Source organism: Amycolatopsis pigmentata, assembly GCF_042684065.1.
In the GTDB taxonomy this organism is placed as follows: domain Bacteria; phylum Actinomycetota; class Actinomycetes; order Mycobacteriales; family Pseudonocardiaceae; genus Amycolatopsis_E; species Amycolatopsis_E pigmentata.
In genome coordinates, this window is record NZ_JBHUKR010000001.1 from 1 (window position 1) to 16,292 (window position 16,292).

15 protein-coding genes are annotated in these 16,292 nt (G+C 69.7%); 6 read left to right on the forward strand and 9 right to left on the reverse strand.

Features of this window, described 5'->3' with window-relative positions; translation table 11 throughout:
* Nucleotides 1–101: 101 nt before the first annotated feature.
* Nucleotides 102–764, forward strand: a complete 663-nt coding sequence (locus tag ACFSXZ_RS00005) for a winged helix-turn-helix domain-containing protein (protein ID WP_378259847.1) — start codon at nt 102–104, stop codon at nt 762–764.
* 32 nt (nt 765–796) lie between these two features.
* On the opposite strand, the gene ACFSXZ_RS00010 is transcribed toward ACFSXZ_RS00005, so the two are convergent.
* Together ACFSXZ_RS00010 and ACFSXZ_RS00015 are read right to left on the reverse strand one after the other, a co-directional pair.
* Nucleotides 797–2,455 carry a right-handed parallel beta-helix repeat-containing protein gene (locus ACFSXZ_RS00010; protein WP_378259849.1) on the reverse strand — a complete coding sequence of 553 codons (1,659 nt, stop codon included), beginning with the start codon at nt 2,453–2,455 and terminating at the stop codon, nt 797–799.
* Nucleotides 2,455–3,798 (reverse strand): BTAD domain-containing putative transcriptional regulator, encoded by a 1,344-nt coding sequence (locus ACFSXZ_RS00015; protein WP_378259851.1) that lies wholly within the window; start codon nt 3,796–3,798, stop codon nt 2,455–2,457. The genes ACFSXZ_RS00010 and ACFSXZ_RS00015 overlap by 1 nt, the downstream gene beginning before the upstream one ends.
* Nucleotides 3,799–3,832: 34 nt before the next feature.
* Between ACFSXZ_RS00015 and ACFSXZ_RS00020 the strand changes: the two genes are divergently transcribed.
* Nucleotides 3,833–5,122, forward strand: a complete 1,290-nt coding sequence (locus ACFSXZ_RS00020; RefSeq protein WP_378259853.1) for a sensor histidine kinase — start codon at nt 3,833–3,835, stop codon at nt 5,120–5,122.
* A 17-nt stretch (nt 5,123–5,139) separates the two neighbouring features.
* Here the strand turns inward: ACFSXZ_RS00020 and ACFSXZ_RS00025 are convergent, their stop codons facing one another.
* From ACFSXZ_RS00025 to eccCa, 6 genes are all read right to left on the reverse strand, one after another.
* Nucleotides 5,140–5,565: a hypothetical protein gene (locus ACFSXZ_RS00025; RefSeq protein ID WP_378259855.1), complete on the reverse strand. Its 426-nt coding sequence runs from the start codon at nt 5,563–5,565 to the stop codon at nt 5,140–5,142.
* A gap of 88 nt (nt 5,566–5,653) precedes the next feature.
* The gene (locus ACFSXZ_RS00030) at nt 5,654–6,817 is read right to left on the reverse strand and encodes a hypothetical protein (protein ID WP_378259857.1); all 1,164 of its coding nucleotides are present in this window, start codon (nt 6,815–6,817) and stop codon (nt 5,654–5,656) included.
* Nucleotides 6,814–7,335 carry a hypothetical protein gene (locus ACFSXZ_RS00035; RefSeq protein WP_378259859.1) on the reverse strand — a complete coding sequence of 174 codons (522 nt, stop codon included), beginning with the start codon at nt 7,333–7,335 and terminating at the stop codon, nt 6,814–6,816. Before ACFSXZ_RS00035 ends, ACFSXZ_RS00030 begins: the two co-directional genes overlap by 4 nt.
* A 106-nt stretch (nt 7,336–7,441) precedes the next feature.
* The gene (locus ACFSXZ_RS00040) at nt 7,442–8,803 is read right to left on the reverse strand and encodes a hypothetical protein (RefSeq protein WP_378259861.1); all 1,362 of its coding nucleotides are present in this window, start codon (nt 8,801–8,803) and stop codon (nt 7,442–7,444) included.
* Nucleotides 8,804–8,813: 10 nt separating this feature from the next.
* Nucleotides 8,814–9,197, reverse strand: a complete 384-nt coding sequence (locus tag ACFSXZ_RS00045) for a hypothetical protein (RefSeq protein WP_378259863.1) — start codon at nt 9,195–9,197, stop codon at nt 8,814–8,816.
* Between the two features lie 83 nt (nt 9,198–9,280).
* Nucleotides 9,281–13,246, reverse strand: coding sequence for a type VII secretion protein EccCa (eccCa, locus tag ACFSXZ_RS00050; protein WP_378259865.1), 3,966 nt, complete (start codon nt 13,244–13,246; stop codon nt 9,281–9,283).
* Nucleotides 13,247–13,379: 133 nt separating this feature from the next.
* Between eccCa and ACFSXZ_RS00055 the strand changes: the two genes are divergently transcribed.
* Both ACFSXZ_RS00055 and ACFSXZ_RS00060 read left to right on the forward strand, forming a co-directional pair.
* Nucleotides 13,380–13,730 (forward strand): WXG100 family type VII secretion target, encoded by a 351-nt coding sequence (locus tag ACFSXZ_RS00055; protein ID WP_378259867.1) that lies wholly within the window; start codon nt 13,380–13,382, stop codon nt 13,728–13,730.
* 33 nt (nt 13,731–13,763) lie between these two features.
* The gene (locus ACFSXZ_RS00060) at nt 13,764–14,066 is read left to right on the forward strand and encodes a hypothetical protein (protein WP_378259869.1); all 303 of its coding nucleotides are present in this window, start codon (nt 13,764–13,766) and stop codon (nt 14,064–14,066) included.
* Between the two features lie 111 nt (nt 14,067–14,177).
* On the opposite strand, the gene mycP is transcribed toward ACFSXZ_RS00060, so the two are convergent.
* Nucleotides 14,178–15,464: a type VII secretion-associated serine protease mycosin gene (mycP, locus tag ACFSXZ_RS00065; protein ID WP_378259871.1), complete on the reverse strand. Its 1,287-nt coding sequence runs from the start codon at nt 15,462–15,464 to the stop codon at nt 14,178–14,180.
* Between the two features lie 112 nt (nt 15,465–15,576).
* Here mycP and ACFSXZ_RS00070 point away from each other — a divergent pair, with 112 nt between their 5' ends.
* Both ACFSXZ_RS00070 and ACFSXZ_RS00075 read left to right on the forward strand, forming a co-directional pair.
* Complete coding sequence (locus ACFSXZ_RS00070; RefSeq protein ID WP_378259996.1) at nt 15,577–15,930, forward strand: YbaB/EbfC family nucleoid-associated protein; 354 nt, start codon at nt 15,577–15,579, stop codon at nt 15,928–15,930.
* Nucleotides 15,930–16,283 carry a hypothetical protein gene (locus tag ACFSXZ_RS00075; RefSeq protein ID WP_378259873.1) on the forward strand — a complete coding sequence of 118 codons (354 nt, stop codon included), beginning with the start codon at nt 15,930–15,932 and terminating at the stop codon, nt 16,281–16,283. The genes ACFSXZ_RS00070 and ACFSXZ_RS00075 overlap by 1 nt, the downstream gene beginning before the upstream one ends.
* Nucleotides 16,284–16,292 lie beyond the last annotated feature (9 nt).

A 16,292-nucleotide genomic window follows, 5' to 3' on the forward strand; every position in this document is an offset into this window, starting at 1 on the left:
AACCACCACGACGCCATGATCCACTACGGAGCAAGCGAGTGCCGTTGCAGTACTAAGCCGTCCGACCCTAACGCGTCCCGGTCAGGCGCTACCGTGGCGCGGTGCGAGTGCTGATCACCGAGGACGACGAGAATCTGAGACTTGCCCTGGAAGTGTCGTTGCGCGGCGCGGGTTTCGCCGTCGACGTCGCCTCGGACCTACCGGAGGCCGACGAGGCCCGGTTCGTCAACTCCTACGACTGCGCGGTGTTCGACCGGATGCTGCCCTCCGGTGACGCGCTCCGCTACGTCGAGGGCCTGCGCCGGTCCGGCTGGCTGGTCCCCGTGCTGTTCCTGACGGCGCGCGACAGGCTGGCCGACCGCGTCGACGGGCTGGAATGGGGTGATGACTACCTCGCCAAACCGTTCGCGATGGGTGAACTGATCATGCGCGTGCGCAGCCTGTGCCGGCGCGACCGGACGGCGGCGCCACCGGTGCTGCGCTGGCACGACATCGAACTGGACACCGGAAGCCACCAGGTCCGGCGTGGCGGCACGCTGCTCACCCTGACCGCCAAGGAGTTCACCGTGCTCGAACGACTCATGGCCGCCGCGGGCAAGGAAGTGCGGCGCGGGGACCTGATCGCGGCGGGCTGGGACGAGGTGGTGCCGCCCACCGCGAACGTCCTCGAAGTCGTCATGGCGCAGCTCCGCCGCAAGCTCGGCCCGCCGCCCGTCGTGGACACCGTGCGTGGCGTCGGCTACCGGCTCGTCCCGCCCGGCTGACCGGCCGGCACGAACGCACGGGTGCGTCCCGGTCAGCGGCATATCGCCGTCCGCACGTCGGCGAGGTGCAGGGCGCGCAGCTCGTCGACAGCCGGGATCCGGCCGAGTTTGCGCAGCCGCTGGGACTGTGCCTGCCGCAAGCCTTCGAACAGCCGGCGCGCGTCCCGGGCGTTGCCGAAGTCCGCTTCTCCCGCGATACGCCCGAAGTAGGCCATCAACTCGTCGTCGGCGGAGTGCTCCAGCTCGTAGGACTCCGCCGCGACCATCCGGCGGATGATGCCCGCGAGCTCGGCCGGGCTGTAGTCCTCGAACTCGACCCGCTTGCCGAACCGGGAGGTGAGCCCGGGATTCGCGGACAGGAACCTGCTCATCTCCTCCGTGTACCCGGCCACGATCACCGCGATCTCGTCGCGGTGATCCTCCATCAGTTTCACCAGGGTGTCGATCGCTTCCTTGCCGAAGTCACCATCCGAGGTGCCTTCGCGGAAAAGGGTGTACGCCTCGTCGATGAACAGCACCCCGCCGAGCGCCTCCTCGAACAACTTCGCCGTCTTCTCGACGGTATGGCCGATGAACTGGCCGACCAGGTCCCGCCGCGACACCTCGCGGAACTGGCCGCGCGGCAGCACTCCCAGTGCGCGCAACAGCCTGCCGTAAATCCGTGCCACGGTGGTCTTTCCGGTGCCGGGCGCGCCGATGAAGATCAGGTGGTGACTCGCCGCACCGACCGGCAGCCCGGCGTTGCGGCGCCACTCGTTCACCTGCAGCTCGTCGATCAACGCGCGCACGTCGGCTTTGACCCCGGGGAGGCCGATCATGGCGTCGAGTTCGGCGAGCAGTTCGTCCAGTTCCTGTCCACCGCGTCCGGTCGCGCCGACCGGGCCGGCGTCGGCGATCACCGTCGGCGTCGCTCCGTCCGCCAGCGCGATGCCCGGTTCGGCCGTGTTGTCCACCTGGCACGCTTGGACTGTGCCCTCACAGCCGGACGCGAACGCGATGCCGACACCCCTTGCGTCCCGCACCGAACAGTGCCGCAGCACCGGCGCGCTGTGGTGCGCCACGGCGATTCCTTCGCGGCCGGTGTGCGAGATGTCGCAGCCCTCGATGACCGGCCGTCCGTACTGGTAAACGTAGATTCCGCGCAATCCGCAGCCGGTCACGGTGCAGTTCCGGATGACCGGGTCCGCACCCATTCCGACGACGATGCCGTCGCCGGTCACGTCCTCGATCACGGTGTCCTCCAGCAGCCCGCCCGCGCCTTCGACGGACACGCCCTGTTCGGCCGCGGTGATCGTGCAGCCCGTCACCTCGAACGCCGACGAACCACGGATGCCGATCGCGGGCCCACGGCCGCCGGTGATCGTGCAGCCTCGCGCGGTGAACGCCGCCTCGTCGACCGCGATCGCGGCGGCGTCGCCCGCGCGGACCACGATTCCTTGCAGGGTAAGGGATCCCTTGTCGGTGTGGAGGACGGGCCGGTCCGCGCCGCTGCCGTCGATGACGACCTTCGCGCCGCCCGCCGCGGCCAGCGTCACTCGCAGCGCCGTGAGTTCCAGGGTCTCGCGGTAGGTGCCGTCGGCGATGGTGACGACCGTGCCGTCGCCCGCGTCGGCGAGCGCGTGCCCGATCGTCGGATAGGCGCCGGGCCGGTCCGCGACCAGCAGCGTCCGGCCGGATACGGAGGTGTCCATCAGCTCGCCTTCTCCATCAGCCAGCCCCGGTCGACCGCCTTGACGCCGGCCTGGAACCGGCTCCGGGCGCCGAGGCGGTTCATGATGTCGGCGACCATCCGCCGGACGGTGCGGACCGAGATGCCGAGCTTGGCCGCGGCCGACTCGTCCGTGCTGCCGGAGCAGAGCAGGGCCAGCAGATCGCGCTCGCGGTGGGTCAGCACCTCCTCGGCCGGGGGCAGCTCCGCCGGGATCAGCGGGACGGCGGCCTGCCAGACCCGCTCGAACAGGCCCGCCGTCGCGGTGACGACACCGGGCGAGCGGAAGATCGTCGCGCCCGTGGAGCCGTCCGCCGGCAGGACGACGGCCGTCCCGTCGATCACGAGCGCCTCCATGGGAACCTCCGCGTCGGTCCGTACGTCCGCCCCGGCCAGCGACAGGCTGTTCAGCGCGCCGGACAGGCGGACGGCGTCCGGGCACAACACCCGGTACCGCACGCCGTGCCGGAGGTTCCCGCGGCCGATACGGCGGATCGCCTCCAGCGGCCATGAGTTCGCACCGGCGCTCATGACCAGGACCTCGCGAGCGGCCGAGACCAGCAGCGCGTCGATCCCGGTGCCGCTGCCGGGCACCAGGCCGAGTGCCCGATTACCGAGCACTTTCCGTTGCGCCGCGACGAGTTCCGGGCCTGGCTCGACGTCGAGTTCGCGGAGTAGCAGGGCCTTGGCCCGGTCATAGGCGGCGAGCGCCTCGGCCGGTTTACCGGCTTGGTGCAGGGCGCGGACGAGCCGTGCCCAAGCGCGTTCGCTGAGCGGGTCGTGCTCGGTGAGGTCGCGCAGCGGGGCGATCGCCTCGGCGACCCGACCGAGCGCGAGGTGGGCCTCGGCCAGCAGGCAGGTCAGCTCGCACCGTCTTTCGTCCAAAGTGGACGCGGTGGCGGCGGCGAAGGTGAACCCGTCGAACGATTTGCCACGCCACAGTGCCAGCGCGGCCGACAGTTTTTCGGCGGCGACCGCGTGGGCGCCCTCGGCCATCGCCGCCCTGGCGGACGAGGCGAGCGTCTCGAGCCGGTCGGTGTCCAGTTCGCCGGGCAGCACCCGGATCCGGTAGCCGCCGGGGCCGCCTTCCAGCCGGTCGCCGAGCTCGCGGCGGAGCCGGCAGACATAACTGCGCAGGTTGCGCACGGCGGAGGCGGGGACGGCCTGTTCATGCCAGATTCCGTCGATCAGCTGATCTATGCTCACCCAGGCGTTAGCGTGCAGGAGCAATACGGCCAGCAGCGCGGCGGGCTTCGTGGCCCTTGTCTCGAGGAGTGCTCCGTGCGGTGTGCGCACCTCGATCGGGCCGAGTACGTAAAACTGCATGCGCCTACCTTCCGTCGGCACACATGAGGATTCGATGACAAGCACGAGCCGCTCGTCGGCCGACCGGTTGCGCGGCCTGCGCTGGGGGCTGACCGCGCTGTTCACGGCGATGAGCGCGCTGGCGCTCGTACCGCTCGCGTGGTTCGTCATCGACAAGGACGGCAAGGAGGGCGAGGCGCGGATCGACGGCGACCTGAACCGGGTCACGTCGTCGGTGAGCAGGCTGGTCGGCTTCGACAAGACGATCGACTTCAGCCTGGTCAACACCGACGTGCTGGATTCCGGCTGCCCGCAGTTCGCGATCATGCCCGGTGCCGCGCCGGCGTTTCAGGCGCATTTGTCCCGGCGGATCTGCGTGCCGATGGACACCGGCGTGCTCAACGGGCTCGCGGCGAGCGCGGTGCAGACCGGTAAGTCGTTCTCCGGCTACCAACGGGGCACCGACGGCTCACTCGTCCGGGTGTTCGCGGAGCCTCTGCTGAACCGCGGCGGGAAGTACCTCGGGGCTGTGGTCGCGGTCGCCGACACCGGGCCGCAGCGGCAGCAGCACACCGAACTGGTGCTGTGGGTGACCGGCGGCAGCGTCATCCTGATCACCGTGCTCGGGTTCGCGGGCCACGTGCTGTCCGGCCGGTCGATCCGCCCGGCCGCGGCGGCGCTGGAGCAGCAGGAGGTGCTGCTCGCCGAGACGGCGCACGACCTGCGGACGCCGGTCGCCGCGCTGCGCGCGCTGGCCGAGGCGGCGCAGAACAACCCGGAGCTGTCCGCGGAGCTGCTGCCCCGCACGGTCCGGCTGGCCGCGCGGATGGGCGGGATCATCGACGACCTGCTGGTGCGGGCCCGGCTCGCGGCGGGTGTCGAGCAGTTGTCGATCCAGCCGGTGTTCCTGGACCAGCTGGTGGCCGCGGTGGTCGAGGAGGCGCGGACCAGGGACGCGGACATCACCCTGACGACGGCCCCGACCACGGTGGACGCCGACCCGGCACTGGTCCAGCGCGCGATCGGGAACCTGCTGGACAACGCGGTGAAATACGGGCGGCAGCCGGGCGCGCAGGCGATCGTGCACATCACGGTCGCCGGTGGCGCGGTGACGGTGGCCGACCACGGTCCCGGCATCGACCCGGAGGCGGCGGCCGAGACGTTCGACCGGTTCAGCAGTACCGGTGGATCATCGGGCCTGGGGCTGTCGATCGTTCGCTGGGTGGCCCAGGCCCACGGCGGCACCCTGTCGGTCTACAACGCGGATGAAGGCGGGGCGATCTTCGAGCTGCGGTTGCCGCTGAGCGCGCCTCGGCAGGTAAGCGCTTCCAACTCTTGGGCGTGACACTTCATCCCAGGGGTTCAGCCGACGGCGATGGTCTGCCAGGGCGGGAGGCTGACCCAGTCCGCGTCGAGCTGGTAGGCCAGGTAGTAGGTGTAGACCCCGGCATCGAGCCGGGCGCGGTTGAAGACGAGTTCCCGCGGCGTCGTGGCGAGGCCGACGTTCTCCTGGGCGGGGAAGTCGTGGTAGATCCCGGCCTCGTCGCGGACCTTGACGGTGAGCGCGCGCAACGTGACCGGCCGGTCCGCGCTGATCGTGACGCGCGCCGTCTCCGTCGGGCCCGACTGGGCCATGGTGAGCTGCCCGGCGATGGTCGGCGCGCCCGTGGTGACCGGCGTGACCGGCACCAGATCCGGCTGCCCGGGCTGGACCAGAAGGAACACCACGACGGCGGCCAGCACCACGGCCGCGCCGGTCAGGTAGGGCCACCGCCGCTTGCCGATCACCCTCCCAGGGTAGGGAGTCGTTCAGCCGGGCGGAGCGGTTTCCCCGGCGTCGAGGATCACACCGGGGAAACCGCTTCCACCGAGGCGATCACGTGGCTTCGATGAGCTCCACCGTGCCCGTGTCCGATTCGCCTCGCCGCCCGCGGGGCAGGGCGAAGCCGTCGGTGGCCCCGGCCCGGCCGCGGAGTCCTGCCGTGACGCCGTCGATCGCCGTCGCGTGGCGGCGGCCGCCCTCGGACCGGCCGTTCGAGTCCTCCGCCGCGCCCGGACGCAGGGTTCCCGCGCCACCGGTCCCCGCGCTTCCCGGCATCATCGGGGGCACCGCGCCGCCTCCCGAGGTCTTCGACGACGCCGCGCCCGGCCGGATCTCCGGCTCCGACGACGTGGTCCGCCTCGCCGAGGCACCGCCCAGGCCCGGGATACCGCCGAGGCCGCCACCCACCAAGCCAACCGCGCCCGACGGCAGGCTCGCCCCCGGAGCCGAACCCGCCGAAGGCAGGCCCGGTACACCGCCCGAGGCACCAGCCGTCAGCGAGTTCGCGTCCAACCCGGCCAGCGACGGGCCTTGCCACGCCGCCCAGTCCTGCGGGTTGAAGCCGACCGGTGACGGCAGGTTCAGCCCGCTCAGGTTCGCCGAACTCCCCAGGCCCCCGCTGCCGCCGCCCACCGACTGAGCCAGACTCTGCACCTCGGTCAGGAAATCCACCGCCGCGTTCGCGCTCTTCACCGCGTCGGCCGAGGAAATGGTGAAGTTCGGGATCAGGTCGCCCGGGTTCGTCACCCCGGCCGCCCCACACACGGCCAGCATGGTGGTCTCGTACTGCGCCGCCAGCTTGTTCATCCGGGTCGCGGATGCCTGCCAAACCGGGAACGCGGCTCCCGCGGTGAAGATGTTCGACGTCAACGCCTGGTATTCCCCGTACAGCCCGAGCACGGTGGCCAGCGCCTCGGGCAGCGTCCCGGCCAGCGTGGTGAGCTGCGAGGTCACCCGGGAGCCCGCGATCCGATCGCCCCACATCTTCAGGTCGGCGATGGACCGGCCGGTCTTGGCCTGGAACGAATCCGCGGCCATGTCCTTCCAGTCCGGGCTCAGGTTGCCCGCCTGGGTCTGGAGTTGGGTGGCCGCCTCCTGGGTCCAGGCGTGCGCCTCATGGAACATCTGGGCCGCGCTGAGCAGCACCGGAATCCGGGCCTGCTCGGCCTGGATCATCCACACATGTGCCTCGATCGGCAGCAGGTTGTAGGGAATCACGCCTTTACTCCTTTGTGGACGATCGGCTGCGGGGCGGCCGCGGAATGCCCTCCGGCCGTTGCCGTGCAGTTCGGGGTCGCGCCGGACGCCGTGCCGGTGCTCCCGCTGGTGGCGCCACCGGAGCCGCCCGAGCCGCCGGAGCCGCCCGAACCACCGGAGCCGCTGGAACCGCTGCCGGACAACGTCTTCGCCAGCCCGATGCTCTTCTCCGCCAGCTTCACCGTGGAGGTGCCCAACTCGATACCGTTGATCAGGTCCGTGGCCTTGTACCGCGCGGCGGCGGCCTTGACCTTCGCCGAGATCGTCGTCATGTCTTCGCTGGCGTTCGCGATGAACGCCGAGATCAAGCCGCTGACGGCCTTGTCCAGCACGCCGTACAGGATCCCCTCCACCGTGCCGCCGAGGCTGACCGGCGCGGCCAGTTTGCCGCTCAGTGACGGCGGCCGCGGGGGCGCCTGCGTCCGCGAAGAACAGGTGGCCATGGATTCGGGATTTCCGTCGATGAACGACGCGGACATAACGCCCCCTCCTTAGGTGCGGTGCTGTGCTGTTCGTCGCAGATCCGGCCGCGGCCGACAGCGGAAACGGGTGTCCGCAAGCTTCTCGGCCACGAACCGTATCCGCCTAGTTCCGGTCGGATCGGTAACCGGGTTCGGTGGCGTTGACGCGCCACAGTTCTTCGTCGAGCACGGGCTCACTTACGCTGACCGGCCTTGGTTTCGGCGCCCGCGGCAAGACTTGACGCGCGGTCTTGCCCCTGCGGCTCCGCCCTTCCCTGCCCTGACCGTCCCGACCGGGCAACACCACGCCTGCCTTGTCATCGGGCTTACGGGACTTCACGGCATTGACCTGTTCCGCCTCCCCTGACCGGACACCACCGGAAGACCCGCGCCCGGCCCCCGTCTGCGGTGGATACATCGGCGGAATCCCGCCTACGCCGGTACTTCTCGCCGTAGTGGACGCCCCCGCCGCTGCTGGTATGACGCTGCTCCCAGTACCGGAAGCCGAGGTGGGAACACTACCGGACGAGAAACTGTCCAAACCGGACACGGCACCCATCGGGCCACCCACCGAACCACCACCCGAGCCGCCGCCGGCCGAAGCCAGACCCGGCAAACCCGGATCCGGCGTGGAATTCGGCGAAGGATCCCTACCGGAGAGCAAATCCGACGGATGGAACGCGCTCCCGGCCAGGCTCGCCGGATCAGGTATCGAACTCGCCCCGGAGACCGTCTTCTTGGCCAGGTCGACCACTTTGCTCGCCACGTCGACCGCGTTCTTCGCGGTCTCCAGCGGCGATTCCTCGGAGCCGTTCTTGCCTTTGGGATCCTGCGCGCTGGCGGGGTCCCCGGTGCCCGGGGCGTCCCTCGGGTCGGCCGAACGCGGGTCGCCACCCCCACTGGACTTCGGGGCGGCAGTGGGAGGCGGGCCGTCCGTTCTGGACGACGGCAGGGCGACCAGTGGCACTTCTTTCAGCGGCCGCCCGATGGCCATGCGCATGTGCAGGGCAACGTTGTCGTAATAGGGAATCAGCGAGTTCATTTTGGACGCGACCGCATCTCGTGCGTCGGCCCGGTCCTTGTCGGACGCGTTGGCGGGAAGCCTTTCCACCTCGCTGTCCGCCGCGTGGCGCACGTTGCGGATTCCCTGGGCCAGCGAAGTGATCCCGGCGTGAAGGTCGTCCGTGGTGGTCCCGGTAGCCGCGGGGGCACCCGACCCCGGAGAGGTCATGCCTTCGTCGGTCCACGACACCGTGATACTGATGATCTTGGTGATCGTCTCGCCGAACAGGGTGCCCGCGACGTCGCCCCAGGCGTCGGCGAGGTCACGCTGCATCGCCTTCAGCGTGTGAGCCTGCGAGCTCAGCCAGCCCCGGCCGGACTTCCACATCGCGGCCGCGGAGTCGAGCATCGGCGCGTGCCGGTCCGCTTCCTCCACCATCATCGCGCGGAGATCCTCAACGGAAAGCTTCCCATAGTCGGCCATGTCCGCTTCCCTACCGGCTTTCCGGGGAACTCAGCGCGGGCAGGACGTCGGGCAGGCCATCGCCTTTCATCTTGTCGAACTCGGTCTTGGTGAACGCGTCGAACGCGGCCTTGTTGACCTGGTCGGTGAAGTCGTAGTTGTGGGCGGCGTAGCGGGCGAAGGTGCTCAGCGCGGTCGCCGTCTCCTTGAACCGCGTGATGAACTCGTACAGCAGCGTGGTGGTCTTGTTGTCGGCGTCGATCGCGTCGTCGTGCCCGTTCACCCCACTGCCGCAATGGCTGTTGCCCCGGCCGGTCACCTCGGGCTTCACCTCGGCGCACGCCAGCTGGTCCGCGAGCTCGGCGAACCGCAGCATCGAGCCGGGGATGCCGTCCATTTTGGATGGTGGTGCCATCAGCTACTCCCAACTCGTTGTCCTGACCACTCAAACACGGCGTGGGCCCGCGTGGCGGGCGACGACAGGAACCGGCCACGGGCTCACTCGCGCGGCGGCAGCCACGCGAGCTGTACCAGGCTCCTGGTGCCACGCCGGTCGACCAGCCAGCCGCGGCCGGGCGGCAGCACCTGCGCACGCATTCCGCCCAGCAGCGGGCCCTCGTCACGGTCGCCGGACATCATCAGGCCGCTCGCGCCGACCTCGCGCAGGCGGCCCAGCACCGGTTCGAACAGCCCCTTGCCCGCGCCACCGGATCGCCGGGCGAGCACCACGCGCAGGCCGATGTCCGAGGCCTGCGCGGCCAGCGGGAACAGTGGCATGAGCGGGTGGTCCTTGTGCGTGGCCACCATGTCGTAGTCGTCGACGAGCACGAAGATCTCCGGCCCCTGCCACCAGCTCCGGGCACGCAACTGGTCCGGCGTGACGTCCGGTCCGGGCAGGCGCTGGGAAATCGCGGTGACGACCTCGTTCATCAGCTCGATGCTGTGGGCGTCGTTGCCACCCGCGCCGATCAGGTATTCGCCGGGGACCTCGCCGAGCAGCGACCTGCGGTGGTCGATGAGCACTATCTTGGCCTGGTCCGGCGTGTAGGTCTCGCAGATCCGGCGCGCCAGCACGCGCAGGAAGGACGTCTTGCCACTCTCGGTATCGGCCAGCGCGAAGAAATGGGGATCCGTGGCGAAATTGAGCCGCACCGGGGACAGGTCGTGTTCGTGGATGCCGATGGACAGCCCCGCGTCCGGCCCGGAAAGCGTGTCCTTGGCCGGAAGTTCGTGATACGGGAACAAACCGGGCAGCAACCGCACCGAAGGCGCATGGTCGCCTGGCCACGACGCGGCGATTTTCCCGACCATACCGTTGATCCCGGTGGCCAGGTCGTCCGTGTCCTGACCACCGTCGATACGCGGCAGCGCGATCAGCATCTGGTGCTTGCTCATCGACAGCCCGCGCCCCGGCTTCTCCGCGGGCACGCCCATGGCGGCGCGCCGGTCGATGAGCGAGTCGATGGGGTCGCTGATCTTCAGCTCTATCCTGCTGGTGAACAGGTCCCGGATGTTCATCCGCAGGTCGAAGGACCGCGAACAGCTCGCGACCACGTGCACGCCGTAGGCGAGTCCGCGCGCGGCGATGTCGCTGACCTGGTCCTCCTGCACGTCGAAGTCGTTGCGCAGGGTCAGCCAGCCGTCGATGACGAGGAACACGTCGCCGTGCGGATCATCGGCGAACTCGCCCGCCGCCTTCAGTTTCCGGTAGGTGGCCATGCTGTCGATCTTGTGCTCGGCGAACCGGCGCTCACGCTGTTCGAGCATCGTGGCCACTTCGGCGACCGTACGGCGGACCGCCCCGGTGTCCAGACGCCCGGACACCCCGGCGACGTGCGGCAGGCCCGCCAACGGGGCCAGGGATCCGCCGCCGAAATCGAGGCAGTAGAACTGCACCTCACGCGGGGTGTGGGTGAGCGCGAGGCTCGAGATGAGCGTGCGCAACGTGGTGCTCTTGCCGGTGCGGGGACCGCCGACCACCACGACGTGCCCGGCCGCGCCGGAGAGGTCCAGGGTCAACGGATCGCGCCGCTGTTCGAACGGCCGGTCCACGATTCCGAGCACCGGGCGCAACGAACCGGCCAGTTCGGTGGAGTTCGCGGTCAGTCCGCGTTCACGGTGCCGGACCAGTTCGGGCAGGAGCCGGTCCAGGGACGGCGATTCGTCCAGCGGCGGCAGCCAGACCTGGTGCGCCGGGGTGCCGCGATCGACCAAACGGTCGACCATGATGTCGAGCAGCGTGTCACCCACCACGGAGTCGGACTCCCGCTGCTCGGGTTCCGCGTCGCCGGCATCGAGCGCGGGAGCCAGGTAGGCGGTCGTGTATTCGTTGAGTACCAGGTTCTCCTGGGAGGCGACGGCCGCCCCGGCCGGGACGATCCGCTGGTGCACACCGGATACGTAGGCGGAGCGGAACCGCACCATGGGATCGGTCCCGACCTTGAGGAAGCCGTTTCCCGGTGCCCTGGGCAGTTTGAACGCGTCGGGCACGCCGAGCACCGCGCGGCTTTCCATCTCGGAGAAGGTCCGCAGACCGATCCGGTACGACAGGTGGCCCTCCAGCCCGCGCAACCTGCCCTCGTCCAGCCGCTGCGAGGCGAGCAGCAGGTGCACGCCGAGTGACCGGCCCAACCGTCCGATTTGGACGAACATGTCGATGAAGTCCGGTTTGGCGGACAGCAACTCGGAGAACTCGTCGCAGATGACCAGCAGGGTCGGCACCTCGGGCAGTGGCGCACCGGCCTGGCGGGCCTTTTCGTAGTCGCGCAGGGAGGAGAAGTTTCCGGCCGCCCGCAACAGCTCCTGCCGCCGGATCAGCTCGCCGTTGATCGCGTCGGTCATCCGGTCGACCAGATGCAGCTCCTCGGCCAGGTTGGTGATCACCGCGCTGGTGTGCGGCAGCTTGTCCAGCCGGGTGAAGGTCGCGCCTCCCTTGAAGTCGATCAGTGCGAAGTTCAGCGAGCTGGGCGGGTGTGTGACCGCGAGCGCCAGCACCAGCGTCCGCAGCAGCTCCGATTTGCCGGAACCGGTGGCGCCGATCAGCAAACCGTGGGGCCCCATACCGTCCTGGGCGGATTCCTTGAGATCCAGGTCGATGGGGGTGCCGTCGGACTGGATGCCGAACCGGATCCGGAGCCGGTCACGGTTCGGCCGCGGCACCCACGTGTCGTCCGGGTCGAGGTCGTAGGGATCGCCCAGCTCCAGCAGATCCGCGAGGCCCAGCTCCGAGCTCATCGGCGCGTCGCGGATCCCGGCGGTCAGCCGCAGCGGCGCGAGCTGCCGGGCCAGGCCCTCCGCGGCGAGGAGACCGAGGAAGTCCGCCTGACCGAGCGGCGCGTCGCCGTCGGCGCCCAGGTTGGTCAGCGTGCCGTCCTCGCCGACCATGAGCACGACCGCGGACCGGTCCGGGGTGCGCGGTGGCGTGGTGGTCAGATCGATGACGGTCACGCCCTCGACTCCCCCACCGGTCATCAGGTGATCGGACCCGGCGACCACACCGCCGTCCAGGACGACCACCAGGTGCGGGCCGGAAACACGGACCTGGTCATCGGGATCGAACCTCGGCCGCGAACGGAGTTCCTCTTCCAGCATCGACTCCAGCGCGGAGATGGTCGGCGCGACCAGCCGCAGCGGGCCGAGCGCGTCCGAGCGCTCCGGGTGCTGGGCGTGCGGAAGCCATTTCACCCATTCCCAGTCGATACGGCGATGTTCGCTCGTGCAGGCGGCGATGCGCAGGTCGTCGGGCGACTGGAAGGTGGCGAGCTGGGCAAGCACCGCGCGCAACAGGCCCAGCGTCGCCGCACGGTCCCCGACGAGATGGATCCGGCTGAACCCGTTGACGGCGATGGCCAGCGGCAGATCGCCGACGGTGCTGTGCGTGACGAGGAACCGGCGCAACGCCAAGGCGGACAACGGTTCCAGCTCCTCCAACGGCAATGTGTCCGGCGCGACCAGGCTCAACGCCGGGCTCTGCGGGCCGCGGCCGATGCGCGCGACGGCGAAGTCCCCGTCCTCCTTGCGGCGCTCCCACAGCCGGTAGCTCGCGGCGAGCGACCACAGCACCCCGGGTTCCGGGTGCAGGTAGTCCATTGTGGTGCGCTGGCGGCGCACCGCACGGCGCAGCCGGACCCGGTGCTGCGACAGGTGGCGCAGGTACTTTCGCCTGGCGTGCCCCATTTCCCGTTTGCTCGGGCCACCACTCTGCAGGAAACCCGTGATGACCATGCCGAGCATGCCGACGCCCATCAGACCGTAGATGACGAACCGGATGGACCCGGCCATGCTGCCCGAATACAGCAGCAGCATCGACGCCATCATGGCCAGCATCGGCAGCACGGTGAACACCTGCGCCCACTGCCTGCCCGGGGGCGCCGGAATGGCCGGCGGCGGTTGCAGCATCAGCTCGCCCGCGGGCATTTCCGGCGCCGGTTTACGAGCCGGCCGCTTCACCAGGACAGTCGCCATGGTGCCCATCGTGGAGCCGCGTGGGCGCGCTGTGGCGGCCTTGGCAGGAACGTGCCGTGCGGCCGTTCCGGGGGTTCGCTCGCTCTAGCGTCGGCAGGGTAATGCTTCGCACGGGAACGGAATGGAGGGCTCTATGTCGGGTTACGACCGCATGCACGGCGATGTCGATGCGATGCGCCGCACCGCCAACAACTGGCGTCAGTCCCACGAAGAGGTCGCGGGCCGGAACGCCCGGCTCAACGGCGGAAACACCGCTCTGGAGGCGATGTGGAAAGGCCAGGCCGGCCAGACCTTCCAGAGCATCGAGCCGGAACGGTTCGGCCAGAGCAGGCGGCTGACCACCACCGGTGACAACCTCGCCGACACCATGGTGACGTCGTCGAACAAGTACTTCGACACCGATTCCGACAACGGCCGCGTCCTCGGGGCCGCGGGTGGTTTCCACGTCGACGGCGGGGCCATCTCCGCGGCGATCAACACCTGAGAAACATCCAGCGAGAGATAAGGGGAGAAAGACATGTCCGCTGATGGTCAGATCCTGATGCATTTCGAGCCTGTGCAGGGCCAGATCGACGCCATGGGCCACACCGTCGGCCTCGACTCCGGGGCTTACGCCGAGGTGTACCAGCACGCGAAGGACGCCCACGCGGCGTTCTTCACGGGCGTCGACGGCGAGTCGATGGAAGCGCGCCTCGGCACGCACTTCAAGGCGTCGGGCGAGTTGAACGACCAGGTGTCCGCGTTCCGCGGGGCCACCGTGGACGCGCTGGACCGGTCGCGGGACTGCGTGCAGAACTGCGCGGCGATGTGGCACGCGTAGTTCGCCGGTCGCGTCAAGGCGCGCCCCGCACTCGTGCGGGGCGCGCTTTTTTGCCTGTCAGCGTCTGTAAGGGAACACGCGCAGCCGGTCCGCGCTTCGCCGGGCAGCCCCTCAGGATTTGGGGATGAGGAAAATCTGTTCGGGTGGCTCGTTTACGGCCGGTTCCGCTGCCAGGGACGGGGCCCGGCCGGGTTCCCAGCCACGTCGACGGCCGCGACGCAGGGCAAGAACGGTCAATACGGCCAGCACGATGGCCCCGAGCACAGCCAGGGTCAGCCAGCCCGCGTTGTTTTCGACGTCGTTCAGCCATTTCGCGTGGTCGAGCGCGGCTTGGTCCACCGGTGCGGGCCGGAATTCCGGGACCGCGGCCGGCGGGCCGACGTTCATTCCATCGGTGACCGCGCGATACGGGTTCACCAGACCCGCGCCGTAGGAGTCGCTGCCCTCGCCGCCGCGGGCCGGGCTCGCGGTCGCCTTGATTCGCTGGATCACCTCCGCCGCGGACAGTTGTGGCCACGCGGCTCGCACCAGCGCGGCCGTTCCGGTGACGAAAGGCGTGGCGAAGCTGGTTCCTTCGACGTAGGCGTGACCGTCCACTCTGGTCGCGGCCAGCACCTTGCCTCCCGGTGCGACAATGCCCACGTAGGGCCCGATCTGCGAGTTGGGGGCCCTTGCTCCGTCGATGTCGACCTCGCCGACGCCCAGAACTCCCGGGTAACCGGCCGGGTACGAGGGCAACTCGGTCGAGGTGTCCTGCTGCGCGTTGCCCGCCGCGGCCACGACGACGACATCCCTGGCCACGGCGTAGGCGACGGCGTCCCGGATGGCGGGGAAGTCGGCGGTACCGGCCAGTGACAGGTTCAGCACGCGGGCGCCCTGGTCGACCGCGTAGCGGATGGCATCGCCGATCGTCTGGGGGCTGATCCGCAGGGTCTGCCCCTGGTCTCCGAGGTCCCGCTCGGTGACCCGCACGGGCAGGATCCGCGCGTCCGGGGCGATGCCGTGGAAACCTATCCCGGGCAGGGAATCGCCCGCGATGATGCTCGCCACCGCGGTGCCGTGGGAGTCGCAGTCGAAGGTGCCCGGCAGGTTCGCGCCGGCCACGAAGTCGCGGCCGGCCAGCACCTTGCCCGGCCGTTTGAACTGCGGATGGTCGGTGTCCACACCGGAATCGACGACGGCGACGACCACCCCGCCGCCGCGACTGTACGGCCAGGCCGCGTCGGGATCGAGCATCTGCTGTGCCCAGGGCTGGGCCGCGATCCGCGCGTGCGCGGGCACGGCGTCGCGGCAGGCGCCTGCCGGGGTTGCCGCGTGCGCGACACCGCCGCTCGCGGCGAACAGGAGCAGGGCCACGGCGGCGATCGAGACCAGACGGTGTCGTTTCACCCTCGCCATGCTGCGGCAGGTTTCGCGGGGTTGTCGCGCGGTGGCAGCTACCGGTCATCGCCGCCGTCAGGACCGGTCCGGGCCGCAGACTTGCTGGGCGAGAAGGGAGAACGCCGTGGACATGTACGACGAGTACCGGCAGATGGCGGAGGACGTCCGGAGCGCGCAGGCCCGGACGGCCGAGGTGCGGGCCGAGGCTTCGTCCGAGGATGGGCTGATCACGGCTGTCGTCGGCGGTTCCGGCGAACTCGTCTCACTGCGACTGGCCGCGCGCATCTACCGGAGTCCCGATTCGGATCAGCTCGCGGCCGAGATCACCGCGGTGGTGCACGAAGCGGCGGAACTCGCCAGGCAGGAGACTTTCGGGATTCTGGCGCGATTCCTGCCGCCCGGGGCACAGCCGGACACGGCCGATTTCCGGGCCGATCCGCTGTTGCACGAACTCGACCGGCAGGTCGCGGGGAGGGATCGCTGATGGCACCGCCGGAGGAAAAGGGCATCGTCAACAACCCCGACGGCCTCATGGACATGTATCCCGATGCGACCGAGCGGGTCTTTCACGCACTGGACGCGATTCACCAGACTTTCACCGACGGACTGCCCGCCGTGCGCCAGGTTCTCGAACAGGAAATGACCTTGGGAAACGGTAAGGCGGGCGAGAGTTTCTGGAACGCCTACAAGCCGAGCGCGACCGAGACTTTTCGCTATGTCCAGCAAAGAATCAGGATGCTCGGCCAGGACGCGCAGGACGGTCACGCGCAGGTGACGAGGTACCGGTCGGTGGACGAGCAGAACGCCGCCGGCCTGCGACCTTCGCAGCGGGACTAGGACAACGGC

Coding starts and splice junctions, on each gene's coding strand:
- eccCa (WP_378259865.1), bottom strand. CDS start 13,246: ATGGCGACTGTCCTGGTGAAGCGGCCGGCTCGTAAACCGGCGCCGGAA.
- ACFSXZ_RS00020 (WP_378259853.1), top strand. CDS start 3,833: ATGACAAGCACGAGCCGCTCGTCGGCCGACCGGTTGCGCGGCCTGCGC.
- ACFSXZ_RS00035 (WP_378259859.1), bottom strand. CDS start 7,335: ATGTCCGCGTCGTTCATCGACGGAAATCCCGAATCCATGGCCACCTGT.
- ACFSXZ_RS00045 (WP_378259863.1), bottom strand. CDS start 9,197: ATGGCACCACCATCCAAAATGGACGGCATCCCCGGCTCGATGCTGCGG.
- ACFSXZ_RS00075 (WP_378259873.1), top strand. CDS start 15,930: ATGGCACCGCCGGAGGAAAAGGGCATCGTCAACAACCCCGACGGCCTC.
- ACFSXZ_RS00060 (WP_378259869.1), top strand. CDS start 13,764: ATGTCCGCTGATGGTCAGATCCTGATGCATTTCGAGCCTGTGCAGGGC.
- ACFSXZ_RS00010 (WP_378259849.1), bottom strand. CDS start 2,455: ATGGACACCTCCGTATCCGGCCGGACGCTGCTGGTCGCGGACCGGCCC.
- ACFSXZ_RS00040 (WP_378259861.1), bottom strand. CDS start 8,803: ATGGCCGACTATGGGAAGCTTTCCGTTGAGGATCTCCGCGCGATGATG.
- ACFSXZ_RS00015 (WP_378259851.1), bottom strand. CDS start 3,798: ATGCAGTTTTACGTACTCGGCCCGATCGAGGTGCGCACACCGCACGGA.
- ACFSXZ_RS00070 (WP_378259996.1), top strand. CDS start 15,577: ATGTACGACGAGTACCGGCAGATGGCGGAGGACGTCCGGAGCGCGCAG.
- mycP (WP_378259871.1), bottom strand. CDS start 15,464: ATGGCGAGGGTGAAACGACACCGTCTGGTCTCGATCGCCGCCGTGGCC.
- ACFSXZ_RS00055 (WP_378259867.1), top strand. CDS start 13,380: ATGTCGGGTTACGACCGCATGCACGGCGATGTCGATGCGATGCGCCGC.